The organism is Nocardia sp. NRRL WC-3656 (genome assembly GCF_000720265.1).
GTDB lineage: Bacteria > Actinomycetota > Actinomycetes > Mycobacteriales > Mycobacteriaceae > Nocardia > Nocardia nova.
In genome coordinates this window covers 17,442-41,862 of the sequence record NZ_JOJF01000030.1, presented here as the reverse complement: position 1 = coordinate 41,862, position 24,421 = coordinate 17,442, and the positions used below count along the sequence as shown (strand labels likewise).

At 66.9% G+C, this 24,421-nt stretch carries 24 protein-coding genes and 1 pseudogene; 18 read left to right on the top strand and 7 right to left on the bottom strand.

All coding sequences use genetic code 11. The annotated features are described in order from the left end of the window. Window positions 1-26 precede the first annotated feature (26 nt). The 4 genes from IG65_RS0128490 to IG65_RS0128475 all read left to right on the top strand — a co-directional run bounded on the left by IG65_RS0128490 (window position 27) and on the right by IG65_RS0128475 (window position 2,286). Window positions 27-413, top strand: coding sequence for a hypothetical protein (locus IG65_RS0128490; protein WP_030518035.1), 387 nt, complete (start codon window positions 27-29; stop codon window positions 411-413). Then, window positions 410-1,036, top strand: a complete 627-nt coding sequence (locus IG65_RS0128485; RefSeq protein WP_030518034.1) for a TetR/AcrR family transcriptional regulator — start codon at window positions 410-412, stop codon at window positions 1,034-1,036. The genes IG65_RS0128490 and IG65_RS0128485 overlap by 4 nt, the downstream gene beginning before the upstream one ends. Window positions 1,037-1,271: 235 nt before the next feature. Continuing rightward, entirely contained in the window at window positions 1,272-2,006 is a 735-nt protein-coding gene (locus IG65_RS0128480) for an SDR family oxidoreductase (protein WP_030518033.1), read from the top strand. A gap of 46 nt (window positions 2,007-2,052) precedes the next feature. Further along, entirely contained in the window at window positions 2,053-2,286 is a 234-nt protein-coding gene (locus IG65_RS0128475) for a methyltransferase domain-containing protein (RefSeq protein WP_197039955.1), read from the top strand. 25 nt (window positions 2,287-2,311) lie between these two features. Here the strand turns inward: IG65_RS0128475 and IG65_RS35225 are convergent. Further along, window positions 2,312-3,086 (bottom strand): annotated as a pseudogene (locus tag IG65_RS35225) (TIGR03857 family LLM class F420-dependent oxidoreductase). 126 nt (window positions 3,087-3,212) lie between these two features. Between IG65_RS35225 and IG65_RS0128465 the strand changes: the two are divergent. Genes IG65_RS0128465 through IG65_RS0128450 form a run of 4 tightly spaced genes read left to right on the top strand, consistent with a single transcriptional unit; the run spans window position 3,213 to window position 6,764 of the window. Further along, window positions 3,213-4,397, top strand: a complete 1,185-nt coding sequence (locus IG65_RS0128465; protein ID WP_030518031.1) for an acyl-CoA dehydrogenase family protein — start codon at window positions 3,213-3,215, stop codon at window positions 4,395-4,397. 48 nt (window positions 4,398-4,445) lie between these two features. Continuing rightward, the gene (locus IG65_RS0128460; RefSeq protein ID WP_030518030.1) at window positions 4,446-5,351 is read left to right on the top strand and encodes a VOC family protein; all 906 of its coding nucleotides are present in this window, start codon (window positions 4,446-4,448) and stop codon (window positions 5,349-5,351) included. 13 nt (window positions 5,352-5,364) lie between these two features. Next, window positions 5,365-6,501 (top strand): Rieske 2Fe-2S domain-containing protein, encoded by a 1,137-nt coding sequence (locus IG65_RS0128455; RefSeq protein ID WP_030518029.1) that lies wholly within the window; start codon window positions 5,365-5,367, stop codon window positions 6,499-6,501. Window positions 6,502-6,533: 32 nt separating this feature from the next. Next, window positions 6,534-6,764 (top strand): hypothetical protein, encoded by a 231-nt coding sequence (locus tag IG65_RS0128450; RefSeq protein WP_051757086.1) that lies wholly within the window; start codon window positions 6,534-6,536, stop codon window positions 6,762-6,764. Window positions 6,765-6,888: 124 nt separating this feature from the next. On the opposite strand, the gene IG65_RS0128445 is transcribed toward IG65_RS0128450, so the two are convergent. Then, window positions 6,889-7,671, bottom strand: a complete 783-nt coding sequence (locus IG65_RS0128445) for an IclR family transcriptional regulator (RefSeq protein WP_030518027.1) — start codon at window positions 7,669-7,671, stop codon at window positions 6,889-6,891. 107 nt (window positions 7,672-7,778) lie between these two features. On the opposite strand from IG65_RS0128445, the gene IG65_RS0128440 reads away from it, so the two are divergent. Further along, window positions 7,779-8,414, top strand: a complete 636-nt coding sequence (locus tag IG65_RS0128440; RefSeq protein ID WP_030518026.1) for a TetR/AcrR family transcriptional regulator — start codon at window positions 7,779-7,781, stop codon at window positions 8,412-8,414. 40 nt (window positions 8,415-8,454) lie between these two features. On the opposite strand, the gene IG65_RS0128435 is transcribed toward IG65_RS0128440, so the two are convergent. Then, complete coding sequence (locus IG65_RS0128435) at window positions 8,455-9,321, bottom strand: alpha/beta fold hydrolase (protein WP_051757067.1); 867 nt, start codon at window positions 9,319-9,321, stop codon at window positions 8,455-8,457. Between the two features lie 154 nt (window positions 9,322-9,475). Here IG65_RS0128435 and IG65_RS0128430 point away from each other — a divergent pair, with 154 nt between their 5' ends. From IG65_RS0128430 to IG65_RS0128420, 3 genes are read left to right on the top strand one after another with little or no spacing between them, the layout of a single operon-like run. After that, entirely contained in the window at window positions 9,476-10,336 is an 861-nt protein-coding gene (locus IG65_RS0128430; protein ID WP_036525976.1) for an alpha/beta fold hydrolase, read from the top strand. Beyond that, window positions 10,333-11,361: a VOC family protein gene (locus IG65_RS0128425; RefSeq protein ID WP_030518023.1), complete on the top strand. Its 1,029-nt coding sequence runs from the start codon at window positions 10,333-10,335 to the stop codon at window positions 11,359-11,361. The genes IG65_RS0128430 and IG65_RS0128425 overlap by 4 nt, the downstream gene beginning before the upstream one ends. Continuing rightward, a complete protein-coding gene (locus IG65_RS0128420) occupies window positions 11,358-12,668 on the top strand; it encodes a bifunctional 3-(3-hydroxy-phenyl)propionate/3-hydroxycinnamic acid hydroxylase (protein ID WP_081879828.1) in 1,311 nt (436 codons plus the stop codon). The genes IG65_RS0128425 and IG65_RS0128420 overlap by 4 nt, the downstream gene beginning before the upstream one ends. Window positions 12,669-12,727: 59 nt before the next feature. Here the strand turns inward: IG65_RS0128420 and IG65_RS0128415 are convergent, their stop codons facing one another. Next, window positions 12,728-13,399: a TetR/AcrR family transcriptional regulator gene (locus IG65_RS0128415; RefSeq protein ID WP_030518021.1), complete on the bottom strand. Its 672-nt coding sequence runs from the start codon at window positions 13,397-13,399 to the stop codon at window positions 12,728-12,730. Window positions 13,400-13,534: 135 nt separating this feature from the next. On the opposite strand from IG65_RS0128415, the gene IG65_RS0128410 reads away from it, so the two are divergent. The 4 genes from IG65_RS0128410 (at window position 13,535) to IG65_RS0128395 (ending at window position 19,113) form a co-directional block, all read left to right on the top strand. After that, window positions 13,535-14,668 carry a VOC family protein gene (locus tag IG65_RS0128410; RefSeq protein WP_030518020.1) on the top strand — a complete coding sequence of 378 codons (1,134 nt, stop codon included), beginning with the start codon at window positions 13,535-13,537 and terminating at the stop codon, window positions 14,666-14,668. Beyond that, on the top strand, window positions 14,665-15,603 hold the full coding sequence (locus IG65_RS0128405; protein WP_030518019.1) for a fumarylacetoacetate hydrolase family protein: 939 nt from the start codon (window positions 14,665-14,667) through the stop codon (window positions 15,601-15,603). Before IG65_RS0128410 ends, IG65_RS0128405 begins: the two co-directional genes overlap by 4 nt. Further along, on the top strand, window positions 15,600-17,516 hold the full coding sequence (locus IG65_RS0128400) for an acyl-CoA synthetase (RefSeq protein ID WP_030518018.1): 1,917 nt from the start codon (window positions 15,600-15,602) through the stop codon (window positions 17,514-17,516). Before IG65_RS0128405 ends, IG65_RS0128400 begins: the two co-directional genes overlap by 4 nt. Before the next feature lie 73 nt (window positions 17,517-17,589). After that, the gene (locus IG65_RS0128395; RefSeq protein ID WP_030518017.1) at window positions 17,590-19,113 is read left to right on the top strand and encodes a bifunctional 3-(3-hydroxy-phenyl)propionate/3-hydroxycinnamic acid hydroxylase; all 1,524 of its coding nucleotides are present in this window, start codon (window positions 17,590-17,592) and stop codon (window positions 19,111-19,113) included. Between the two features lie 24 nt (window positions 19,114-19,137). Here the strand turns inward: IG65_RS0128395 and IG65_RS0128390 are convergent, their stop codons facing one another. Together IG65_RS0128390 and IG65_RS0128385 are read right to left on the bottom strand one after the other, a co-directional pair. Next, a complete protein-coding gene (locus tag IG65_RS0128390; RefSeq protein ID WP_030518016.1) occupies window positions 19,138-19,800 on the bottom strand; it encodes a TetR/AcrR family transcriptional regulator in 663 nt (220 codons plus the stop codon). A gap of 82 nt (window positions 19,801-19,882) precedes the next feature. Next, the gene (locus tag IG65_RS0128385) at window positions 19,883-20,650 is read right to left on the bottom strand and encodes an alpha/beta fold hydrolase (RefSeq protein WP_227462826.1); all 768 of its coding nucleotides are present in this window, start codon (window positions 20,648-20,650) and stop codon (window positions 19,883-19,885) included. Window positions 20,651-21,216: 566 nt separating this feature from the next. Between IG65_RS0128385 and IG65_RS0128380 the strand changes: the two genes are divergently transcribed. Together IG65_RS0128380 and IG65_RS0128375 are read left to right on the top strand one after the other, a co-directional pair. Further along, complete coding sequence (locus IG65_RS0128380; RefSeq protein ID WP_030518014.1) at window positions 21,217-22,458, top strand: cytochrome P450; 1,242 nt, start codon at window positions 21,217-21,219, stop codon at window positions 22,456-22,458. A 74-nt stretch (window positions 22,459-22,532) separates the two neighbouring features. Further along, window positions 22,533-23,078, top strand: coding sequence for a dihydrofolate reductase family protein (locus IG65_RS0128375; RefSeq protein WP_197039954.1), 546 nt, complete (start codon window positions 22,533-22,535; stop codon window positions 23,076-23,078). Between the two features lie 22 nt (window positions 23,079-23,100). Here IG65_RS0128375 and IG65_RS0128370 read toward each other — a convergent pair whose 3' ends face one another. Continuing rightward, window positions 23,101-24,387: a sensor domain-containing diguanylate cyclase gene (locus tag IG65_RS0128370; RefSeq protein WP_030518012.1), complete on the bottom strand. Its 1,287-nt coding sequence runs from the start codon at window positions 24,385-24,387 to the stop codon at window positions 23,101-23,103. Window positions 24,388-24,421 lie beyond the last annotated feature (34 nt).

The window sequence follows — 24,421 nt, the reverse complement described above, 5'->3', positions numbered from 1 at the left end:
ACTGGCCGGTCATTAGTGTTGACTACGTGGTCAATAAGTCACCCGCCAGGTCGATCGAGCTCGAGCGTCTCGGCGTGCTGGTGCGGGTCTATGTGGGGACAGCTCTGGCAACCGTTGCCGCCCTTGCGGTTCTGTCCGCGGTCGCCCCGCACGAGGCGCCGCGCGAGGCGTGGGGGCATGCGGTGATCGTGGCGGTGTTCGCGGTGGTCCTACCGCTGCGCTTCCGGTCGGCACGTCGCGGCAGCGTCGCCGCGCTGCGCGCCGTCGGCCTGATCGCTGCGGCGCTGTTCCTGGTGAACGTCGTCGAAGCGCTGCTGCCGCATTTCCTCCCCGGATGGATGCGCGTGGAGATGCTGGGCATCGCGGTGCTGATGGCGCTGATGATCCTTCTGGTCGTGCGCGAGCGGATATGACGGGCCCGAATCAGCGCGCCAGGCAACGGCTCAGCGCCGAGGCCCGCCGCCTCCAGTTGGAGACCGCGGCCATCGAGATCGTCGGGCGCGAGGGGCTCGCCGCGGCGACCGCCGACGAGATCGCCCGCACCGCCGGAGTGTCGAAAGGCTTGCTCTGGCACTACTTCACCGACTTCGACGACTTGATGGCACACGCTGCCCGGCGCGCGTTCACCGCACTCGAAGCGGTCGTCGCGGCCGACATCGACCTCGACGCCGATGTCGATGACCTGCTGCGCGCGGCGATCCGGCGCGCGGCGCAGCTGCCCGCCACACACGGTGCCGAGCTGCGGACAATCCGCCAGATCGTGCTGAATCTGGGTGCGTTCGGCGGCGGTGCCGCCCTGCGCGACCGGGAGTACAGCGCCTTGTATGCCCGGCAAGCCGCACTCCTACGGCGCGGTCAGGACCATGGACAGCTGCGCGCGGACCTCGATCCGCAGCTGTTGGCGGTGACGTATCAGGGGATGGTCGACAGCATGCTCGACTATCTCGACACCAATCCGGATGTCGACCCCCTGACCTATGCCGACCATGTCGCCGATGTCCTCCTCGCCGGAATCACGCCGCCCGGAAAACGATGATCCGTGGCGGCCGCGTCCTCGTCGGATCACGAGATGGTCGCAACTCGGCGGCGGCGTCGAAACCGTCCCCTCGGAGGCCCCCGGCCGACGACCGCGCGTCGATAGTATTGCCGCGCTCGACTACGACGCCGCCACGGTGATCGCGCCCCGTCCACCGATGCCGGCAACACGCGGAAAAACCTGTCGCCCCGGGCAATCCGGGGCCTCCGAGTTCGAACCCAACCGTAGGAGCAGCATGAAAGTCTCCGCTATCGGCACCGGACTGATCGGCTCCCAGGTGATCCAGCGCCTCACCGCCGCGGGACACGAGGCATCCGGGCACGCTCGCTCGACCGGCCTCGACCTGCTCACCGGGCAGGGCCTCGACGACGCGCTCAGCGGCGCCGAGGTCGTCGTGAACGTGACCAATTCACCGACCTTCGACGAGGCGTCCATCGACTTCTTCCGCACCACGGTGACCAATCTGCTGGCCGCCGCGGAGGCGGCCGGTGTCGGGCACCTCGTGACGCTGTCCATCGTCGGTGTCGACCGTGTGCCGGCCCTGGCCTACTACCGGGCGAAAACCCTGCAGGAGAGCCTGGTCGAGGCGGGGCCGATTCCGTACTCGATCGTGCGTGCCACCCAGTTCATGGAGTTCGTCGCACCGACGATGGACGCGACCACCGACGGCGACGCTGTGCACCTGCCCGCCACCCCGATCCAGCCCATCAGCTCCGCGGAGGTCGCCGCCGAGGTCGCGGAGGTGGCCGCCGGCGCACCACTGCGGGGCATTCGCAATATCGCGGGTCCGGATGTCTTCGCTCTCGACGAACTCGGCCGCATCACACTGGAAGCCACCGGCGACCACCGCCACGTCGTCACCGACAACACCGCGGGCCTGTTCGCCGCGGTCGAAGGCGATGAGCTGACAGCGCCCCCGGACGCCCGCCTGGCCAGCACCCACTACCGCGACTGGCTGCGCTCGCACTGACCGGACGCGCCTGCCGGTTGCGCAGGGCATCGGTACCTTCGACATGGTGAATGCCGGGCCCGGGGCGGACCTGCGTGGCTTCGCCGCGGCGACCGGTCCGGGCGGCCGGGTCGTCGGCGTCGACAGCGACGCTGCCGCCCTCACCGAGGCCCAGTCGGACATCCGGGCGGGGGAACCGATCGAACTCGTCCACGGCGACATCCACGGTCTCGACCTTCCCGATGCCGTCGCCGACCGCGCACACACCGACCGGGTGCTGCAAGGCGAAGGCCGGACCTAGGGTCGGTGCGGCGACCGGGCTGCCCTCACGTCCGGCCGGTGCGGTAGGCGTCGAGGATGGGCGCCAGTTCGTCCGGCGTGGCGCCGTGCAAGATGACTCGGTCTGCGCCGTAACCGAATTCGTCGCGGATGCGGCGGGCGCATTGTTCGGGGCTTCCGGTGGCGGCGGCTGCGAGCCACTCGTCCGGAATCAGGCCGGCGATGTGTTCGATCTGGGTGGCGCCGGCCTTGCTGTCGATTCCGCCGGCGACCGATTGCGCGATCGGGTCGGCGCGAAAGCGTTGCAGCACAGCGGGATCCCAGTCATTGGCGCGAACCAGGAGGTCGCCGTAGCCCTGGAGATAGGTCGCGAGGCGTGCGACGGTCTTCTTCAGACGCAGTTCCTCGGGCAGGCGGTCGCCGACGGTGGCCAGGCAGGACCACACTCTCACGGTGGCGGGGTCCCGTCCGGCTCGTTCGGCAGCCGTTTCGACCGTGGTGACGCAGCGCTGCAGGGTCTGTGGCGTGAAGTAGGTATGCAGGATGACGTCGTCGAAGACGCGGCCGGCGAGTTCGAGTGTGCGCGGTCCGAAGGCGACCGGTCCGAGCGGGATGTGTTCGCGAAAATCGCTGTCCAGGAACAGAACCGGGTATTTCCCGATCGTGGCCGATCACGGCCTCACCCCGCCACAGCCGTCTCATCACGCCGGCGAAATCCTCCAGTTGCGCGGTCGTCACCGCGGGAATGCCGAAGCCGGCATAGAGCGCGCCGATGCCGCGGCCGATGCCGAGGGTGAAGCGGCCTCCCGACAGGCGATGCATGGTGGTCGCCCACGAGCCGGTGATGAACCCGGCTGGGTCCGCGACCGGTCCCGGGCGATGATCCGGTGTTCCGATGAGTAGGAGACTCACGTCACAAATGCGGGTTCAGCGGCCAAGCTGAGCTGTATGTCCAACACAGTGATCGGCAATATCGACAGAATCGCCGAGGAGATCCGCAACGGGGCCGACGAGGGGGACTCGCTCGGCCGGCTGCCCGACGACATGGCCAAAGGGCTGAAGGACGCGGGCGTCATCCGGATGCTGCAGCGCAAGAAGTACAACGGCTACGAGGCGCACCCGCGCGAGTTCGCCGAGACGGTGATGAAGACCGCGAGCCTCTACGGTTCGGCGGGCTGGGTGGCCGGCATCGTCGGCGTGCACCCGTGGCAGCTCGCCTTGGCCGATCCCAAGGTGCAGGAGGAAGTTCTCGGCGCGGACACCGACACCTGGATGGCATCACCGTATATGCCCGGTGGTGTCGCGGTTCCTGCCGACGGCGGATACGTCATGAGCGGGCGCTGGCAGTTCTCCTCCGGCACCGATCACTGTGACTGGATCTTCCTGGGCGCCTTGGTCGGCGACGCGGACGGCAAACCGATCATGCCGCCGCAGCCGCTGCATGTGATCCTGCCCCGCTCGGACTACGAAATCGTGGCGGACTCCTGGGATGTGGTCGGGCTGCGGGGCACCGGCAGCAAAGACATCGTGGTGCGAGACGCGTTCATCCCCGATTACCGGGTGATGGACCAGGGCAAGGTCATCGACGGCAGTGCCGCCGTGGAATACGGCGTCACCGAGACCCTGTACAAGATGCCGTGGTCGACCATGTTCCCGCTGGGCATCACCTCGGCGACGATCGGCATCTGTGAGGGCGTGCTGGCCGCCGGCATCGACTATCAGCGAAATCGGGTGGGAGCCACCGGAACTCTGGTCAAGGACGACCCCTACGTCCTGCACGCGCTCGGCGAATCCGCATCGGAGATCGATGCCGCCCGTCAGCAGCTGCTCGCCAACGTCGACCGCATCTGGGACCTGGTCGACGCGGGAAAGGAGATCGATTTCGCGATGCGCGCCGCAGTGCGGCGGGATCAGATCCGGTCGGCATGGCGGGCGGTCCGGGCCGCCGACGACATCTTCGACCGCGCCGGCGGCAACGCGCTGCGCATGGACAATGCGCTGCAACGGTTCTGGCGCGATGCTCACGCGGGGCTGCACCACGCCATCCACGTCACCAGCACGACCTATCACGCGTCGGCCATGGCCTCGCTCGGTGTGGAAGTGCCGCAGGGTCCCCTGCGCGTGATGATCTGACCGAGCGAACCGAATGCGAGTTGTCTTCATGAGTGAAAGCGGTTGTCCATGAGTGAAATCAAGGGGCTCGGCTATGTCCGAGTGCTCGCCACGGATATGGATCGCTGGCGGGAGCTGGGCTTCGATGTGCTCGGCTTCGCACCGGGATTCGGGGACGAAAAGGACGCGCTGCATTTCCGGATGGACGAGCGCCCGTCGCGGATCACCGTCGAACGTTCCGATGTCGACCGGGTGAGCGCGGTCGGCTGGGAATTGCGTGACGGGCCGGCGTTGCGCCGGCTGGAAGCGACATTGCGGGACGCCGGATACGAATACACCGCCATGTCACAGGAATTGGCCGACCGCCGCAAGGTCGAAGCCGGTATCTGCATGACCGACCCCGGTGGCACGCCGCTGGAGTTCTTCCACGGTCCGGCACTCGAGCACAGTCCGGTGGTCACCAAATACGCGCAGCGATTCGTCACCGGCGCACAGGGACTCGGGCACGTGGTGATGCCGACCGCCAACTTCGAGGAGTCCTACACCTTCTACACCGAGACGCTGGGCTTTCTGTCGCGCGGGGCGTTCCGGATGCCCTCACCTCCCGGTGCCGGACCGCTGCGGATCAGGTTCCTGGGAGTGAATCAGCGCCATCACAGCCTGGCGATCATGCCCGCGCTGGAAGGCCGTGATCCCGGGTTGATTCACGTGATGGTCGAGGTCGATTCGCTCGATGCCGTCGGGCAGGCCCTCGACCAGGTGATGGCACGGGATTTCCCGGTGTCGTCGACACTCGGCCGCCACACCAACGACAAAATGGTGTCCTTCTACGTCGGGGTGCCCGGCGGCTGGGATATCGAATACGGCACCGCGGGCGAATTGGTCGACGAGTCCTATTACACCGCCGAGGAGATCACCGCCGACAGCTATTGGGGACATGAATGGCTGTGGGCCAAGCAGATGAAACAGGCGTGAAAGGACGGTGGACATGACAACGACGCATGACGAGGTACGCCGGATCGAGGCAGGGGCAGTGCCCACGCGATTCGCCCGCGGCTGGCATTGTCTCGGGCTGATCAGAGACTTCGCCGACGGACGGCCGCATTCGATCCGGGCCTTCGGCACCAAGCTGGTGGTGTTCCGCGGTGAGGACGGCCGGGTCAACGTGCTCGACGCGTTCTGCCGGCATATGGGCGGCGACCTGTCCGACGGCGAGGTCAAGGGCAACGAGATCGCCTGCCCCTTCCACGACTGGCGCTGGGGCGGCAACGGGCGCTGCAAGCAGATCCCGTACGCCCGCCGGGTGCCGCCACTGGCGCGCACCAGGGCCTGGACGACGCTCGAGCAGGACGGCATGTTGTTCGTCTGGAACGATCCGGAGGGCAATCCGCCGCCGGAGGACGTCACCATCCCGCGGATCGCGGGTGCGGGCGCCGACAACTGGACCGACTGGCACTGGTACACCACGGTGGTCGACACGAATTGCCGCGAAATCATCGACAACGTCGTGGATATGGCGCATTTCTTCTACATCCACGGCTCCCTGCCGACCTTCTTCAAGAATGTCTTCGAGGGACCGGTGGCGACCCAGTACTTCGAAAGCGGCGCTCGCGCCGACCTACCCGGACCGGTGGGCCAGCCGCAACTGCTCGGCACCTCGTCGGTGGCCTCCTACTATGGGCCGTCGTTCATGATCGACGACCTCGTCTATCACTACGAACACGGCGACTACAAAACCGTGTTGCTCAACTGCCACTATCCGATCGACGAGAATTCGTTCGTCCTGCAGTACGGCATCATCGTGGAAAAGTCCGACACGCTGCCCGAGGATCAGGCGATGGCCACTGCCGTCGCGCTCGGCGACTGGGTCAAGCTCGGCTTCGAGCAGGACGTCGCGATCTGGAAGAGCAAGGCGCGCATCGACAATCCGCTGCTCTGCGAGGAAGACGGCCCGGTATATCAGCTGCGCCGCTGGTATCAGCAGTTCTACGTCGATGTCGCCGATGTCGCTCCCGAAATGGTCGACAGGTTCGAATTCGAACTCGACACCACGCGACCGCTGGCGGGCTGGGAGGAGCAGGTCCGCGAGAACATCGCCCGCAAAGCGGCGGAGGCGACTTCGTGACGCCGATCGACGAACGCGTTCGGGAGGTGCCGATGGCGCCGGTCGAGTGCCGGCAGTGCGGTGCGCGCGTGCTCGCCCGGAAAAGCAGTTGGGCGCAGACGAGCATTCAATGGGACGCGGAGTCGAGTGCGGCGTGCGTGGAACGTCATGCCGCGGACGCACTCTCGGGCGAGGCGATGCGGCGCTGCTCGCAACTTCGCGAATCCATCCGGGCTGCCGCGGAATCCGGGGAACTGCGCGTACTCGACAGCGCGGTGAGCTGAGCGCGGAGGCAACGGGCCCCTGCCGTCATCCGACGGCAGGGGCCCGTTCTGCTGCGCGTATCCGAAGGGTGCGATGCTCTGCGATCCCCCGGGAGGACGCATCGCGCCAGCGGCGCAGCGACCGTCAGACGCGCACCGCCCGCGGCTCGATCCCGCGCGAGGCCAAGGCCGCGCGCCGGATCTCGTTCGCCGCCAGGCGCACTTCCGATACGAGCGCCGTGGTTTTGATCGAGCGCGTCGGACCGCACAGGGACACCGCCATGCGACCGCGGTCCACGTCGATGTCCAGCGCGGCCGCTACCACCGTGACTCCCAGTGCGCAGCCCTGCGAGTCCACGGCGACCCCGCTGCGAGCGCGGACCTTCTCCAACTCGCGTTCCAGTTGCCGGCGAGTCCGCACGCTGTAGCAGGTGGGGGCGACGGTGAACGGCAGCTCGGGCCACTGCTCCGGATCCATCGCCGCGAGCAGTGCATGACCGGCCGCGGTGAGTTCGACGGGCTGGCGTGCGCCGACCGCCCACTGCCGCCCCGGCATCGGCCAGGCTCCGACTCGATGGAGATGCAGGATTTCCGCGCCCGACAGCAGGCTCAGATGCGCGGTCAGACCCGTGCGCCGGTGCAATCCGGTCATGACGGCCGTCGCCACGTCGTTGAGGCTGCGCTGGCGCACCACCTGCGACCCGAACTCGAACATCCTTATGCCCAGGACATATTCGAAGCCGTGGCGTTCCACCCAGCCGAGTTCCACGAGCCGCTGCAGGATTCGATGCGCGGACGAGCGAGGCAGTTGGGACCGCCGTGTGATGTCGGCCAGCGTCATGGGCCGCTGCCCGACGAATGCTTCCAGCAGCGACGCCACGCGATCGATCATCGCGTTGGGGGTTTGTTCGAGCTGCACCGTTGCCATCTGTTGCCTCCAACCGCCACACAACGGCAGAATATGACTATATGTCAGATTCTGACAGGCTTGAGTGTAAGCGTTACCGTGGACTGCGATCAAGGAGGACAGAGGTCGTGAGCAAGTCGTCCAGGCCGACGCTGACCGAACGCCGCGCGGAGGAACTGCGTCTGGCCATCGCGAACACCGCGCGCGATATGTTCGTCGCCGACGGTGACACCTCCGCGACCGTGGAGCGCATCTGCGAGACGGTCGGCATCGCGCCGAGGACTTTCCATCGCCACTTCCCGGTGAAGGAAGACGTCATGGGGCCGTTGTTCCGGCGCAGCCAGGCGATCATCATCGACTTCCTGAAGAATGCGCCGGCCGACGCCGACGTCGCCGAAACGCTGGCGCGCGCGTTCACCACCGAGGTCTACAAGCGCCGGACGCCCGAGTCCGACCGCAAATTCATGACGTTGATGATCCATACGCCGCAGTACCGTTTGCGCTGGCTCGAATGGGGCGAGCAGCTCTGCGAGCCGATCACGGAATTCCTTTCGGCGAGAGTCGAACTCGGCGACGATCCGTTTCTGCGCCGACTTCCGGCGGAACTGATCGTGCACACCAGCCGCCAGGCCTACATCCAGTGGGTCGACCAGGAGGTCGGCGGCGATTTCTCCGAGGTGGAGGCCTTGCAGCTGCGCGGCATGAAGATGCTGCTCGTCGGTCTGCGAGCGGTGATGGGGCAGCCCTCGGCGCCGGTCCCGTAGCCGCACAACGCGTGCGGCGGAACCGGCGCCGGCACTGTGGCTAGCGGGCGAGGAACGCCGAGACGGTCGCCTCCCACGCCTGCTTCTGCTCGATCATCACCCAGTGCCCGCAATTCGGGAAGATGTGCACCTCGCCGTGCGGCAGGGTCCGCATCGCGATCAACGACATGTCGACCGGGCTCACCCGGTCGTCACGCCCCCACGTGATCAGCGTCGGAACGGAGATCCGGCGCAAGTTCGCCCAGCCCGGTGTGACATCGGCGGCACGCGCCGCCTCCGCCATCCGCGCCAGCGCCGCACGTCCGTACATCCGCCGCGAATTCTCCAGGACGCCGGGTTCGGTGGCCTGCTGCCAGCGCTGTTCGATCAGCTCCTCGGTGAGCATGTTCTGGTCGTAGACCATCGAGCGCAGCCAGGCGACCAAGCTGTCGCGGGTCGGATTCTCGACGAACTCACTGAGCCGGATGATTCCCTCGCCGGGCTGCGGACTGAAGATCGTGGTGCCGATGCCGCCGATGGTCACCAGGCGCTCGACTCGCTGTGGCGCGGCGAGAGCGAATTCCGTTGCCACGAAACCGCCCATCGAGTTCCCGATGATCCGGACGGTCTCGAGTCCGAGCCCGTCCAGGAACGCGGTGACCGCCTGCTGCGCCGACATCATCGGATGTGCCGCGCCGAAGTCGTCGCTGACCCCGAATCCGGGGAACTCGAGCACGAGCGTGCGGTACTGCTGTGCGAATGTCGGCACGTTACCGCTGAAGTTGCGCCAGCCGGTGACACCGGGTCCGGATCCGTGCAGCATCAGCAGCGGCGGGCCCTCGCCGCTGTCGCGGTAGCGCAGGACGCCGTGTTCGGTGGGCAGTTCCAGCAGTTCGGGGACGGCGTGGGCATCGACGGAGGTACTCATATGCCGAGCCTGCCATCGCCGAGGCGCGGCACCGGCGATATTTCCCGTTCAGCGGTCGGCTAATTCTGACATTTTCATCAGAAAGGCTTGACGCGGCCGCGCTCCACAGTTGATGATTTCATCAACAAAGAGGTGTGGAGGTGTCGTGACTAGCATCGACGAGGGCGTCGGAACCGGGCGGACCGTGCGGGTCGGCGATCGGGAGATCTTCTTCAGTGAGGTCGGATCCGGCCCGGCTGTGGTTCTGTTGCACGGTGGTGGCGCCGGCGCGACCGGGTTGTCGAATTACTCCCGCAACATCGACGCCCTGGCGCGAAAGTTCCGTGTGATCGTGCCGGACATGCCGGGCTACGGCCGGTCGTCCAAGCGGGTGAACCAGTCCGATCCGTTCGGTGACCTCGCCGGGGCGATCGGCGGGCTGCTGGACGAACTGGGCATCGCGTCCGCGCACCTGATCGGCAATTCCTACGGTGGTGCGGCAGCCTTGCGGCTGGCGATGGATCGGCCCGAGAAGGTCGACAGGCTGATCCTGATGGGGCCCGGTGGCGTGGGCACCACGCGGGCCCTGCCCACGGCGGGGCTGCGGGAATTGTTGAGCTACTACACCGGCTCCGGGCCCAGCCGGGAGAAGATCACCACGTTCATTCGCGAGTATCTGGTCTACGACGGCAGCGCGGTGCCGGACGAGCTCATCGAGGCCCGCTACCGGGCCAGCCTCGACCCGGAAGTGATGGCGGACCCACCGCTGCGCCGGCCCTCGGGACCGCTGGCGTTGCGCACGCTGTGGAGAATGGACTTCACGCGTGACTCGCGCCTGCGCAAGGTCGCTCATCCCACGCTGGTCGTGTGGGGGACCGACGACAAGGTCAATCGGCCCGCCGGTGCGCGCATGCTGGCCGACGCCATGCCCAACTGTGATCTGTACCTGGCGGCGAATGCCGGCCACTGGGTGCAGTGGGAACGTGCGGACCTGTTCAACACCCTGGCCACCGCCTTTCTCGAGGCGGACCGATGAGCGAGTTCCTCCGCCCGCGCACCGATGCTTCGGTGTTCGGTGCGGTGCACCTGGGATACGTTGTCGTGCAATCGAATCGGCTGACCGACTGGCGGCGCTTCGGCGCCGAGGCGATCGGTCTGCACGTCGACGATCTCGACAGCGATACCGTGCGTTTTCGCCTCGACGATCGCTCCTGCCGGTTCCTGATCCGGCGGGGCTCGGTCGAGGACGTCATCGCGGTGGGCTGGCAGGTCGACGATCACGAAACCTTCGACCGCATCGTCGCGCGGGTCACCGAGCGCGGGGTCCCGATCGTCGAGGCGACACCCGAGGACGCGGCACTGCGGGGAGTGGATCGGTTGTGGCGCTTCGCCGGCCCGAAAGGCATCGCACAGGAAATCTTCACAACACCGGTCACCACCCCGGAGCCGCTGCGAATGATCAGCTCCGGCTGGGTGACGGGTGAGGCCGGACTCGGGCATGTGGCGATGATCTCGCGCGAACCGGAGGCGATGCGCGGCTATTACCAGACCGTCTTCGATTCCCGGTTGTCGGACTACATCGACGAGACCGTGTCCGGGCTGAAGATGAAGATCCGATTCCTGCGGGTCAACGAGCGACACCACTCGATCGCCATCGCCAACGTGCGCGGTGTGAAGCTCGATCCGATTCGAACCTCGGTGCAGCACATCAACATTCAATCCGCGACGCTGGACGACATGCTCGCGGCTTTCGGGCGGGTCACCGCGCTCGGGTTCCGGATGCAATGGTCGGTCGGTCAGCACACCAACGACAGGGAGTTGTCGTTCTACTGCGTGACCCCCTCCGGTTTCGAGCTGGAGGTCGGCTGGAACCCGATCGTGGTCGGCCCGGAACTCGAATCCACCTGGGAGCCGACGACCTATCAGGGCATCAGCATCTGGGGCCACACCCCGGTGGGAGAGACCGTCCTGGGCAAATTTGCCCAGTTCCGGCAGGCGCTGCAGTCGATCGGAACTCCGGAGATCACCGTTCCCGAACTGGCAGAAGGATTGTCACGATGAGCTCCACCGACTACGACGTCGTGGTCGTCGGCCTGGGACCGACCGGCCTGACCCTGGCCAATCTGCTCGGCCGTCGCGGGATCAGCGTGCTGGTGCTCGAACGCGAACCGGAATTCTACGGCCTCGCCCGCGCGGTCTATACCGACGACGAATGTATGCGGATCTTCCAAACCGCCGGTACCGCAGACGAACTCGCCGCGGATATGAACACCGACTCCGCCGTCCAATGGGTGCGCCGCGACGGACGTGTGCTGGTGCAGTTCAAACAGGTCCAGCGCCCGCTGGGATGGCCGGTGGTCAACTTCCTGTACCAGCCCTATCTCGAGAACAGCCTCGAACGCGCCCTCGGCAGATACCCGCATGTGACGGTGCGCCGGGGCCGTGAGGTTGTCGATGTCGACCAGGGCGCCGACGGTGTCGTCGTCGAGCACGTCGGATGCGGTGGCACCGGCTACGGTCAGCGCGAATCGGAAACCGATCCGAGCACCACCGAGCGAGTGCGGGCCGAGTTCCTGATCGGCTGCGACGGCGGGCGCAGTGTCGTGCGCACGAAGCTCGGAATCGACATGACCGGTACCAGTTTTCCGGAACGGTGGCTGGTGGTGGACCTGAAGGCGAAAGACGGAGCGGACGCCTTCCGGCACCTGCCGTACTTCGATTTCGTGTGTGACCCCGATCTGCCGATCGTGTCGTGTCCCCAACCGGACGGACATCACCGATTCGAGTTCATGCTCACCGAATCGCAGACGAAACAGGAGATGGAGGACCCGGAAACAGTCCGCCGGCATATCGCCCGTTTCGTGCACCCGGACGAGGTCGAGGTGCTGCGCAAGCTTGTCTACACGTTCAACGCCGTGGTCGCCGATCGCTGGCGCGTCGGGCGCATCCTGCTCGCCGGCGATGCCGCGCACATGACACCGCAGTTCGTCGGGCAGGGTATGGGCTCGGGCGTGCGCGATGCGGACAACCTCGCCTGGAAGCTCACCGCGATCCTGAAACACGGTGCCGGCCAGGACATTCTGAACAGCTACGAAACCGAACGCCGCCCGCACGCCGAGGCGATGATCGACTTCTCGGTCTTCAACAAATCGCTGGTGTCGGTCGACAACCCACTGATCGCGGCGGCCCGCGACATCGCGATGACGGCCTCGCTGAGCACTCCCGGCCTCGGTGGCTGGATCCGCGCCGCCAAGATGAAGCCGCGTCCGCGGTTCCGCCGGGACGCATACCTCGGGCTGCCCCGCCGGCGGTTCGGGTGGCGCGGCGTGGAAGGGGCGTTGTCACCAGGCAACTCGGCGTCGACGTGAGGCGATCACCCGTTTCCGCTGTCTCCCTTGCCCATTCGACGTCCCCCGCGAGCGGCGGGTTAGGCGAGGCCGGCCGCTGACGTATCGCGCGGGGACGTATCGAGCGACGGCAGTGGACGCTGGACTATCTCGCGAGCGTCCTCGCGCGAGAGGCCCAACATGTGCAACAGATCTTCGGTCACCGAATCGGTGGCCTCGCCGTCGTCGCGGTCGGGTTGGTCGTGCAGCAGTCGCCCGAGGCAGATCGTGGCGCCCGCGACGATCGTCATGGCCAGTTCCGGATCCCGCACGTCGAATCGGCCTGCCTGAACGGCGGATTCGATATCGCGGCGAGCGCGGGGCGCCAGCCCCTTCGTCGAGCCGGCCAGGTCGAGCCCGTTGTTGATCAGGACCTTGCTCAGGGTCGGATTGCGCCGGTGCATACGGCCCGTCAGCCGAAAGCTCTGAGCGAACACCTGCGCCGGGTCGGCGAGGTCTTCGCAGAGCAGGTCGAGCAGTGCGCCGTGCCGGTCGAGCGCCTCCTCGACCGCTGCCCGGAACAGTTCCTCCCGGCTCTGGAAATGGTTGTAGAACGAGCCCATGCCGACGTCGGCGGCTTGGGTGATCTCGACGATCGGGACATTCACTTTTCCGTCCGCCATCAGCGATTGCGCGGCCGTTACGAGTGCGGCGCGGGTGCGTGCCTTGCGGCGCTCGAGCCGGTTCGGCCGGGCCCCGGTCTGTGCGGTCATCGCTGCATCACCTCTTCTCGCCTCCGTGCCCGTCATCGTAGCCGCTCTTGTCAATACTGACGAAATTCTCATCAACTCTTGACTGTGGATATCTTCGTGAGTGACGATATCGTCAGTTACGGGAAGGAGCGGCCGATGAGCGGCCATCACGATGTGCACAGCGGCCTGCACAGCGAGCACGGCGCGTTGCCGGGAGAACACCCCGGGCGCTCACGCAACCCGGTCGTCAAGGTGCTCGACCTCGCGTGGCTGGAGTTCGACAAGCCCGATCTCGACAAGGCGGAGACCTTCGCTCATGCTTTCGGCTTCACGACCGCGATGCGGACGCCCGACCAGCTGCACCTGCGGGGCACGGACCCGGGCGCACCGTGTGTCCTGATCCGGCGTGGCGCCCGATCCCGATTCGTCGGCCCGGCCTTCCGTGCCGCCGATTCCGCAGACCTGCTGCGCCTGTCCGAGGCGCGCGGCGCTCGGGTCGTGCCGCTGGCAGAGTCACTCGGGGGAGCGGCCGTCGATCTTGCCGATCCGAGTGGGCTCCGGGTGCGGGTCGTCGCCGGCGCGCATGAACTCGATGCTCTCGCCCCGCAGCAACCGCACCTGCTGAACACGGGGCACGGCATTGTGCGGGTCAACGCCACCCAGCGACCGGCCAGAGCCCCGGCGCGGGTGCAGCGGCTGGGACACGTCGTCGTGCAAACCACGAGATACCGGGAGACCCTCGACTGGTACCTGGACAATCTCGGACTGATCGTCAGCGACTTCCTCTATTACCCCGGCCAGCGGGAGCGTGAGCCGGTCATGAGTTTCATCCGTTGCGATCGAGCGGGCACTCCGGCCGACCATCACACGCTCGCGCTGACCCTGGGCCCGTCGAACCGGTACGTGCATTCGGCGTATCAGGTGGCGGACCTCGACGCGCTCGCCGCGGGGGGCGAGTATCTGCGCGAGCAGGGTTATCGCCGATCCTGGGGCATCGGCCGGCATATCCAGGGCAGTCAGATCTTCGACTATTGGCGTGATCCCGACGGGTTCATGGTCGAACACTTCAGCGACGGAGACATGTTCGATGCCACCGTCGAGCCGGGCTGGGCTCCGATGAGCGCGTCCGGTTTGGCCCAGTGGGGACCACCCGCGACGAAGGACTTCCTCGGTATCAAGCCGGGAGCCGAGTCGTTGCGTGAGGCACGCGCGATCGTCGCCGCGCTGCGCGAGGACAACGAATTCGATTTCCGCCGCCTGCGCGGCCTGTTGAAAGTAGCCAACTCATGACCATCTCCGTACTGCGCACCGTCGACGGCTGGTGGGTGCACACACCAGCGGGCGCCGCCCGGATCGACACCGCCGCGACCACCACCCGGGAGCTACTGGCGGATCGAGGCGCTGTCCTCGCGGCATCCGGAAGCTCCGAAACCGTTGCGGTGGACACCCTTTCGCTGATATCTCCGGTGACCGCGCCGTGCCGCGTGGTCGCGCAGATGACGAACTTCGCCTCCCACGTGAAGGATTCCGGCGGTGACCCCGAGACCGTGCCGCTGACGTTCTTCCGCAAGGCATCGGGTTCGATCAGTGGCCCGTACGACGATGTGATCCGGCCCGCCCATGTGTCCCTGCTGGATTACGAGGTGGAGATCGGGCTCGTCTTCGGCCGGGAGATGCCCGTCGGCTCGGAGGTCACCGCCGAGAATCTCGCCGACTACGTCGCAGGGCTGGTCGTCACGAATGACGTCTCCGCTCGCGACGTCCAGTTGCCGAAAACGCAGTTCTACGAGGCGAAGTCGTACCCGACGTTCACGCCGGTCGGGCCGGCGCTGGTGCTGGTGGACGCCGAAGAGCTGAAGCGGTTCACCGACCTCCGGCTGCGGCTGTGGGTCAACGGCGGACTACGGCAGGACATGACGGTTGCCGACATGATCTACCGGCCGGTCGAGGCGCTGCGGGAACTGACCCGCTTCCAGCGGATGGACCCCGGTGACCTGCTGCTGACCGGAACGCCGGTCGGCACCGCGATCAGTGCCCCGCCCAAGCCTGTGGAGATCATCGGCTCCCTGCTGCCGCCGAAGGTGAAGTGGAAGCTGTTCTTCTCCCGCCAGGCCCGGAATCCGAAGTATCTGCGGGACGGCGACGTGGTGGAGGCCGCGATCGGCACCGACGACGGCGTGCTCGATCTCGGCCGCCAGCGCACGGTCGTGAGGTACGCCCGATGACCGACACCGCGTCCCTCGTCGGCGCGTCCGAGGAACTGTTGTGGCCGCGCTACGAGAGCCCGGCAGACCTCGAGGTGATCGAGTCGATTCCGCTGGAGGCGCGTGGCTTGCCGGAATCGACGTACGCGCTGCTCGTCCGTGCCGCGACGCGATGGCCGCAGCGACGGGCACTCGCTGTGCTGCCCGATGCGTCTCGCTGGCGAGAATCTTTGCAGCGCAGTTACTCCGAGCTGCTCGCCGACGTCCATCGCTACGCGAATCTGCTGCACGAGCTGGGTGTGGGCCGCTCCGATGCGGTCGCGCTCATCGCCCCGAACTGTGCCGAGCTGATTCCGGCGACCTTGGCCGCACAGCTGGCCGGCATCGCCGCTCCCATCAACGGTGGGCTGTCCGGCGATCACATCGCGGAACTGTTGCGCCGTTCCGGCGCCAGGACACTGATCGCCGCGGGTCCGGAGCTGGCGCCCGATACCTGGGACACCGCGCGCGAGCTGGCCGAGCGAGGTCTGCTCGCCGCGCTGCTCGTCTTACGTCCGACGGCCGCCGGGCAGCCTCGGCCGGCACTGCCGGTCATCGACGGCGTCGTGGTCGGCTATCTCGAACTACTTGCCGCAGAACAGGTTTCGACCGAATTCGCGGGGCAGCCGCCTACGGGATCGGATCTGGCGGCGCTGTTCCATACCGGCGGAACGACCGGTGTGCCGAAGCTGGCCGCTCACCGTCATTTCGGTGAGGTCGCCAACGCGTGGATGATCGCCGCCAACTCGCTGCTCGACGACGAAGCGGTGGGGTTCGCGGCACTGCCGTTGTTTCACGTCAACGCGCTCGTCGTCACCTTGCTCGCGCCGCTGTTCCGCGGCCAGTCGGTCGTGTGGGCGGGTCCGCTGGGATACCGCGATCTCGCCCTGTACGCGGAGTTCTGGAACATCGTGGCGCACTATCGGATTGCGGCGATGAGCGCCGTGCCGACCGTCTACGCGGTGCTGGCCCGGTGCCCGGTCCAGGCGGATATCTCCAGCTTGCGTTACGCGATGGTCGGAGCCTCGCCGCTGCCGGCGGCAGTGCGCGAGGATTTTCAGAAACATACCGGCGTGACCCTCGTCGAAGGGTACGGCCTCACCGAGGCCACGTGCGCTACCGCGCGCAGCTTTCCGGATGTTCCCCGACCCGGCGCGGTCGGCCAGCGCATGCCCTACCAGCGCGTCGCGGTCGTCCGCGCGGCCGACAACGGGGCGTGGGAAGATCTGCCTGCCGGGGAAATCGGCGTGCTGGTCGTCGATGGACCCACTGTCTTCGCGGGCTATGTCACCGGCCGTACCGACGCCGGCCACCGCCTCGACAAACTTGGCACGGTGATCGACGGCTGGCTGAACACCGGCGACCTGGCGCATATCGACGCCGAGGGCTTCATCCATTTGCACGGTCGCGCAAAGGATCTCATCATTCGCGGCGGTCACAATATCGATCCCGCGACCATCGAGGACGTCCTGCTGTCCCACCCCCGGGTCGGCGCGGCGGGAGCCGTCGGCCGCCCGGACGTGCACTCCGGTGAGGTGCCGGTCGCCTACGTCGCGCTCACCGGGGACGCGAACGTCACCGAGGACGAGCTGGTGCGCTGGGCCGCCGAGCGTATGCACGAACGCGCGGCCGTACCGAAGACCGTGACGATCCTCGACGCGCTGCCGGTCACCGACGTCGGCAAACCGTACAAGTTGGGCCTGCGCGCCGATGCGACACGACGCGAACTGGTCGACGCGCTGGCGAATGCGGCCGGTGTTGCCGACATCGTCGCGGCGGTCGAAGACGGCGCCGTTGTCGCGACGGTGGTGCTCGACTCCACCGCCGACCGCGCCGCGATCGACGCTGTTCTGGCCCGCTACGCCGTCACCTGGAGAGTGGAGAGGCGTCGATGACGATCGGACCCACCGCGTTCGGCGGCGGTCTCGTTGCCATCGCGTCTGTCGCCACGGTGCGGGGTGTGTTGTCGTGACCTCGCCGGTGGTACAGGTCGTGATCGTCGGCGCGGGCCCGACGGGGTTGACGGCGGCCACGCTGCTCGCCCAGTACGGCATCGAATCGCTGGTACTCGAGCGGTGGGAGGGTGTCTACCCGCAGCCGCGCGCCGTCCACCTCGACGGCGAAATCCGCCGGATCCTCGAACGGCTGGGTGTCGGTGCGGAATTCGACGCCGTCTCCCGTCCGGCGCTGGGTTTGCGATTGGCGGATCCGGATCACCGCGTGCTGGCGCAGTTCGATCGGGATACGACGGGCGGTCGCAACGGACATCCGGAGGCGAACCTGTTCGACCAACCGGAGTTGGAAGCGATTCTTCGTCGCAACCTGGCTCGGTACCCGCAGGTGACAATGCGCGGCAATGCGGATGTAACCGCCGTAGTCCGAGAGAACCACCGCGTGCGCGTGGAATTCACCGATCGATCAGGCGGGCGGGCCGAGGCCGTACGAGCGGAATATGTCTTGGGCTGTGACGGGGCGAACAGCCTGGTGCGCAATCGAATTGGCGGACGGATGCGAGACCTGCGATTCCAGCAGCGATGGCTTGTGGTCGATATCGCCGCCACGACCGAGCTGCAGCACTGGGAAGGTGTCCACCAAGTCTGCGATCCCGATCGCGCGGCTACCTATATGCGCATCGGGAAGACGCGGTACCGATGGGAATTTCGGCTGCATCCGGGTGAAAACGCCGACGGTTACCGGGATTCGGCCGCCCTCCGTCCGCTCCTGGGCCCGTGGCTCGGCGAGACCGAGTACGAGCAGATGGAAGTGGTGCGCGTCGCCGAATACACCTTCCGCGCGCAACTCGCGGATCGGTGGCGACAGGGGCGCGTGTTCCTGCTCGGGGATGCGGCCCATTTGACCCCGCCGTTCATCGGGCAGGGGATGGGCGCGGGTATCCGCGATGCCGCGAACCTCGGTTGGAAGCTGGCCGGAGTGCTGCGCGCCGAGTTGCCGGCCGCTGTGCTCGACACCTACGAAAGGGAAAGGAAACCTCACGCGCGCAAGATGATTCGGCTGGCGAAGCTCACCGGGCTGACCATGACCGAAGGCGGCGAACTGGGCAACCGGTTGCGTGGCCTGATCGCGCCGTACCTGCAGCACATCCCGGGATTCGCCCGGATGGTCACCAGCGGTGAATCCCCACCACTGCGCGACTCCTCACCGGTGACGGCGAGGTGGATACGCGGTCTTCTCGCCGGTCGTTTGATTCCGAACGATCGAATGCCGGACGGGCAGTGCGTCGACGACGTCATCGGCGGCCGATACGCCGTCATCACCCTCGAAGATCCGACGGCATGGGACCGAGCTGTGGTCCGCCGACGCGGCGGTGTCCTCGTGTGCCCGGCACCGAACTCGGAGCTGTCTCGGTGGATGCGCCGCGGTCGCGCGTCGACGCTTGTCGTCCGGCCCGACGGCACCGTGCAGGAGGGTCGCGGACGCTTGTCCGCGCTGTGTGCCTCGCTTCCGGACTTCGCGCCGAGCGTTCGGCGGTGATGCGCCGGCGTCGGCCGGCGGTGTTCAGAGCTGGGGCTGTGGTGGCAGTGGGCTGGTGGCGAGCTTGTGCGCCGATCGCTTGTTCATGCCGAACATGCGCAAGACGTGGAACGCCATGTCGTCGGTCCGCGTCTCGACGTCGGCGCCGGGTTGCGCGTCGAGCAGTTGCAGGAGACCCAGTAGGGCCCCACCCGCGGCCATCACCGCCATATCCGGGTCCATCGGGTCGAAGCGGCCCGCCTCCTGCGCGGCGATGATGTCGTGACGGGCGCGTGGGGCCAGACCTTCCTCGCGCAGCAATACCGACATCCCGGAGTTCAGGATCACCCGGACCATCTCGGGCACCTGCCGCTGCAAACGCCCGGTCATGCGGAAACTCACCGCGAACACTTCGGCCGGGTCGTCGTAGAGCGCGACGATGGCGTCGCGCATCTCGCTGTAGACCTGCAACGCCGAGCGCACCGCCGCGTCGAAGAGTTGATCCTTCGACTCGAAATGGTTGTAGAAGGAGCCGAATCCGACGTCGGCGGCGTCGGTGATCTCCTGAATGCTCACCGCGGTTCGCCCCTCGGACAGGAACTTCCGGGCAGCACCGAGCAGGGCGTTGCGGGTGCGCTCGCGGCGCCGATCGACACGGTTGCGCGGGACGGATTCGGTGGTCATCAGGCCCTCCTGCGTCGGAATCATCACCGAAATCGTATCTGAGGAAAACATCAGACCGGTGCTGCCCGAAGCTCGAGGGCGGGGTGTTCTTCGCCGGTGACGATCGCTACTGTGCCGTCGGCCGGGTATCGGGCTCGAAGCCGGAATCCGGTTCCCGGACGACGTTGGTGATGATTTCCCCGAAGGCGTGCGGGTCGTCGAGGAGCCAGCCGTGCCCGCCGGGCACCGTGATCGTGCGGGGGTCGCCCAGGGCGGTCCGCAGCGACATCGACGTGGATTCCGGGATGATCGTGTCTCGCTTGCTCCACACCACGAAGACGGGCAGCCGGCGCTCGGCGAGTTCGTTGAGCTCGGAGGTGAGGTTGGCGGTCCGGGCCAGGTGCGCGACTTCCCACACCGCTGTCGGGTTCCGCAGGACGTTGGGCACCGCGTCACGCATGATCACCGGCAGGACCCGGGTCAGTTGGCGACCGGGCAGCAGGTCTGCCGGCAAGTGCAGGCCCCAGTCCCACAGCGGACGCTCACGGAGTGCGCGTGCCACCCCGCGACCGTCGGTCCATGCCGAGCCGCCGATGGAGTTCACGAGCACGAGCCGCTCGGCGAGCTCCGGTAGATCGTGCGCGGCCTGGATCGCTACGCCGCCCCCGAAGGAGTGCCCGACCACGGTGACCGGCAGCGGCAGGTCGATCGCCTCGATGAAATCTCCGACCCACCGGGCGTAGCCGGCGAGAGACCGATCCTCGATCGGCAATCCTGCGGTGCCCCCGAAGCCGGGAAGCGCGGGGGCGAAGACGTGCACTCCCATTCGAACGAGTTCCTCGAGCGGGCGGGTATAGGCGTATCGCCCCAGTCCCCAACCGTGCAGGAAGAGCACGCGGGGACCGTGTCCGCCGACCGAATAACGGGCGATACGGCCCTCGACGACAACCGATCGTGATCGCAGCCGCGCAGAACGGTGATGTTGTCGTGGCTCTGACCCGGTCGGCGGCGCCGATGCGGCGGGGGCGTCGGCGATTCGATCGAGAGTCGCATCGGCAACCGCCGGGGTGAGAGCATCCTCGGTCGGACGGTCGGGTCGCAGCGGGCCTCGCCAGTGGGGCATCGGAACTCCTGACGTCGTCTCGGCGGCCTCGCCGTTGGTGCTGCGCAACCCGGTCACCCATCGTCGCGGGATGCGGCAAACCCTCGGACGAAAAAGAAGCCGCGTCGGATCCAGACTCGTCGAGAGCGCTGTTCGGGTGGAAGGGTGCAACGTCCGGCATGGTCGGGTCACTGGTCTACGGCCGGGAGGACTTTCGGCCGCCGGATGCCCCGGATTCCACCGTCGCGGCCGGTTGCCACGACCATCGAGGTCGCTGGAGACGGGTATGAGCGGCCGCTGATTGTGCTTGAATACCTCTAGAACCTGTTTCAGTCAGCGATGACGGCCCGGTGGTTGATATGCGTGCGACGCGTCCCGATATTCCGCGAGATTTCGATGTCACGGATCCGGATATGTGGGCCCGGCGGGTGCCGGTCGAAGAGCTGGCGGAACTGCGCCGTGCGGCTCCGATCTGGTGGAATGCCAAGTCGCCCGGTTCCGACGGTTTTCCGGACGACGGATTCTGGGTCGTGACCAAACACACCGACGTCAAGGAGGTGTCGCGGCGCAGCGACGTGTTCTCCAATGCCGAGAACACCGCGCTGCCGCGATACGGCGTCGAACTCACCCCCGAGCGGATGGAAATGCAGCGGCTCGTTCTGCTCAATCAGGATGCGCCGCAACACACCAGGATGCGCAAGCTGATCTCGAAAGGGTTCACGCCGCGGGCGGTCAACGGGCTGCGCGCGGAGTTGTCCGCCCGCGCCGAGGCCATCGTCACCGCGGCCGCCGAGGCGGGCGCCGGTGACTTCGTCACGCAGGTGGCGTGTGAATTGCCGTTGCAGGCGATCGCGGAACTGATCGGCGTGCCGCAGGAGGACCGGATGAAGATCTTCCGGTGGTCCAACGAGATGATCGGATACGACGACCCCGAGTACGCCGGCGTCGACCCCCTGGCCGCCTCCGCCGAACTCCTGGCCTACGCCTGGCAGATGGCCGAGGCGCGAAAGTCGCAGCCGGCCGACGACATCGTGACCGAACTGGTCCACGCCGACGTCGACGGGGAAGCACTGACCTCCGAGGAGTTCGGCTTCTTCGTCATCCTCCTGGCCGTCGCGGGCAACGAGACCACCCGCAACGCGATCACGCACGGCATGATCGCGTTTCTCGAAAACCCGGATCAATGGGAGCTTTTCAAGTCGCAGCGGCCCAAGACCGCCGTCGACGAGATCGTCCGCTGGGCGACGCCGGTGAGTACGTTCCAGCGCACCGCGCTGGAGGACACCGAACTCGGTGGCGTGCGGATCCGGAAGGGTCAGCGGGTCCTGATCGTCTACCGATCCGCGAATTTCGACGAAGAGGTCTTCGACGCCCCGTTTACCTTCGACATCACTCGTGATCCCAACCCGCACTTGGCATTCGGCGGTACGGGCGCGCACTTCTGCATCGGCGCCAACCTGGCCCGACTGGAGATAGACCTGATCTTCAACGCTGTCGCCGACCACCTTCCCGACATTCGCAAACTGGGAGACCCACGCCGATTGCGGTCGGGCTGGTTGAACGGGATCAAGGAATTCCAGGTGCGCTACCGGGGCGAGTGAAGGACCGTCTCCACCGCCGCGAGCCGTCGATGATTTTCGGCCGCGGGCATCGTCTCTTCTGCGTACTCGACAGAATGGATGAACCGATGCAGATCCTGGCTCGCCTGTGCATGACCGCCGACGGCTATGTGACGACTCCGGACGGTTGGCCGCCTCAGGTCGTCGATCCAGTGCACGGTCCGGGCAGCCACGGCATCGCCGAATTCCTGCGTACCTGCGAGGCCGCCCTGATGGGCCGTACCACGTTCGAACCGGCGTTGACCGCCGATCGCTGGCCGTGGCCAAACCTGGAGGTCTTCGTCCTGGGTTCGCATCGGCCCGAGGGCACGCCCGACGATGTGATCGTCGACGACGATCCGCTCCGGTTGCTGGAGAAGGTGCGTGCTGCCAACCGTGGCGGCGATGTCCATCTCATCGGTGGGCCCGGCACGATCGAGACCTATCGCGCCCTCGGCGTTCTCGACAAACTCGAACTCGTCATCCTGCCGTTCTTCGTCGGCAGCGGCATGCGCCTGACCGATTCGCTGAATCCGCAGACCGATCTGGCATTCGAGAGTTCGCGGCCGTTGGACGGTGGCGGTGTGGAGATCGTCTATCGAGTGTTGCCTACCCGCGCATAGCGGCCGTCGAACCCGCTGCGCCTCAAGCGTTTCCGCATCGGGCGGAGCTGTCGTCGGCACCCTCGGCCGCATGGACGGTGTGCAGGATCCAGTTGCCGCGGGCGCCGGATTTGGCGTCGTACAGCGAGGTGTCGGCCGCGTCGAGCAGCCATTCCGGGTCCTTGCCGGCGACCGGTGTGACGACGGCTCCGATGCTGGCGGAGATGTGGAGCCGGTGGCCGCCGACGATGAGGGGATGCGAGAGGGCGCCGCGCAGGCGGTCCGCGACCGCCGCGACTCTACGGGTGTCGGCCGGGGGCGGGATGAGGGTGACGAATTCGTCGCCGCCGATTCGCGCGACCAGGCATCCGTCGTCTTGCAGGCTGTCGTGCAGGCGGCGGGCGACGGTGGCCAGCACCTGGTCGCCGACGCCGTGACCGTATCGGTCGTTGACCTCTTTGAAGTGGTCCAGGTCGGTGAAGCACAGTCCCATCAGATCGTTCTCGCCGGCCGCGGAGATCACCGATTTGAGGGTGTCGAGGAGATGGCGGCGGTTGGGCAGCTCGGTGAGCGCGTCGTGGCGCGCCTGATAGTGGAGCTGCTCCTGCAGTTGGTGGCGTTCGGTGACGTCTTCGCCGATGGCGAGCAGATAGTCCGGCCCGAAGGCGCTCCGGACATAGGTGATCGCGAATGTGGCCCATCCGGTGCTGCCGTCCGCGCGTTGCAGGCGCCGTTCGATCTTCGCCGTGCCCGCCCTGGCCGGCACGAGGTCGTCGTAGACCATCGCGCGGATCGCGGCCTGATCGTCGGGGTGGGCGAAGTCGTAGACGCTGATGCCGCGCAGCGACTCGACCGGTACCCCGATCATGTCGGCCAGATGGGGATTGGCTTCCAGCAGAACACCATTGGTGTCACCGATCGCGATGGCGATGGACGCGTGGTCGAACACGAGCCGGAACCGGCGCTGGCCTTCCTCGACATCGTCGGCCCTGATCGCTTCGGCGAGGAAGTGGTGGCCGTGGCCGAACGCGACGAGCAGGGCGGCCATACGCGGGCCGGTCTCGGGGTGATCGCTGAATTCGGTGAGTCGGTGCAATACCGGCGCGGATACGACCGGCACCGCGGGATCGGTGAGCCGGGCACCCGCCAGCGCCGCTCCCACTCGGGAGCCGGCGGCCGCGTCGAAGGTCTCCGCGGTGAGACTGGCGTGGAGTTCTTCCAGAAGATCGCGCAGAAACGAAATTTCTACGGTGGCGTAGGAAGGGTGAGCGGTAATCGTCGCCAGCGCGCGCTCCCATTGCTGGGCGAGTGCCGTGCTCAGATCGTCCACTCCAACTCCCCATGTCCGATGCGCTTCTGCTGCT

Coding starts and splice junctions, on each gene's coding strand:
- IG65_RS0128455 (WP_030518029.1), top strand. CDS start 5,365: ATGACAACGACGCATGACGAGGTACGCCGGATCGAGGCAGGGGCAGTG.
- IG65_RS0128460 (WP_030518030.1), top strand. CDS start 4,446: ATGAGTGAAATCAAGGGGCTCGGCTATGTCCGAGTGCTCGCCACGGAT.
- IG65_RS0128410 (WP_030518020.1), top strand. CDS start 13,535: ATGAGCGGCCATCACGATGTGCACAGCGGCCTGCACAGCGAGCACGGC.
- IG65_RS0128425 (WP_030518023.1), top strand. CDS start 10,333: ATGAGCGAGTTCCTCCGCCCGCGCACCGATGCTTCGGTGTTCGGTGCG.
- IG65_RS0128435 (WP_051757067.1), bottom strand. CDS start 9,321: ATGAGTACCTCCGTCGATGCCCACGCCGTCCCCGAACTGCTGGAACTG.
- IG65_RS0128465 (WP_030518031.1), top strand. CDS start 3,213: ATGTCCAACACAGTGATCGGCAATATCGACAGAATCGCCGAGGAGATC.
- IG65_RS0128450 (WP_051757086.1), top strand. CDS start 6,534: ATGGCGCCGGTCGAGTGCCGGCAGTGCGGTGCGCGCGTGCTCGCCCGG.
- IG65_RS0128445 (WP_030518027.1), bottom strand. CDS start 7,671: ATGGCAACGGTGCAGCTCGAACAAACCCCCAACGCGATGATCGATCGC.
- IG65_RS0128405 (WP_030518019.1), top strand. CDS start 14,665: ATGACCATCTCCGTACTGCGCACCGTCGACGGCTGGTGGGTGCACACA.
- IG65_RS0128485 (WP_030518034.1), top strand. CDS start 410: ATGACGGGCCCGAATCAGCGCGCCAGGCAACGGCTCAGCGCCGAGGCC.
- IG65_RS0128390 (WP_030518016.1), bottom strand. CDS start 19,800: ATGATTCCGACGCAGGAGGGCCTGATGACCACCGAATCCGTCCCGCGC.
- IG65_RS0128375 (WP_197039954.1), top strand. CDS start 22,533: ATGGATGAACCGATGCAGATCCTGGCTCGCCTGTGCATGACCGCCGAC.
- IG65_RS0128415 (WP_030518021.1), bottom strand. CDS start 13,399: ATGACCGCACAGACCGGGGCCCGGCCGAACCGGCTCGAGCGCCGCAAG.
- IG65_RS0128380 (WP_030518014.1), top strand. CDS start 21,217: ATGCGTGCGACGCGTCCCGATATTCCGCGAGATTTCGATGTCACGGAT.
- IG65_RS0128420 (WP_081879828.1), top strand. CDS start 11,358: ATGAGCTCCACCGACTACGACGTCGTGGTCGTCGGCCTGGGACCGACC.
- IG65_RS0128400 (WP_030518018.1), top strand. CDS start 15,600: ATGACCGACACCGCGTCCCTCGTCGGCGCGTCCGAGGAACTGTTGTGG.
- IG65_RS0128480 (WP_030518033.1), top strand. CDS start 1,272: ATGAAAGTCTCCGCTATCGGCACCGGACTGATCGGCTCCCAGGTGATC.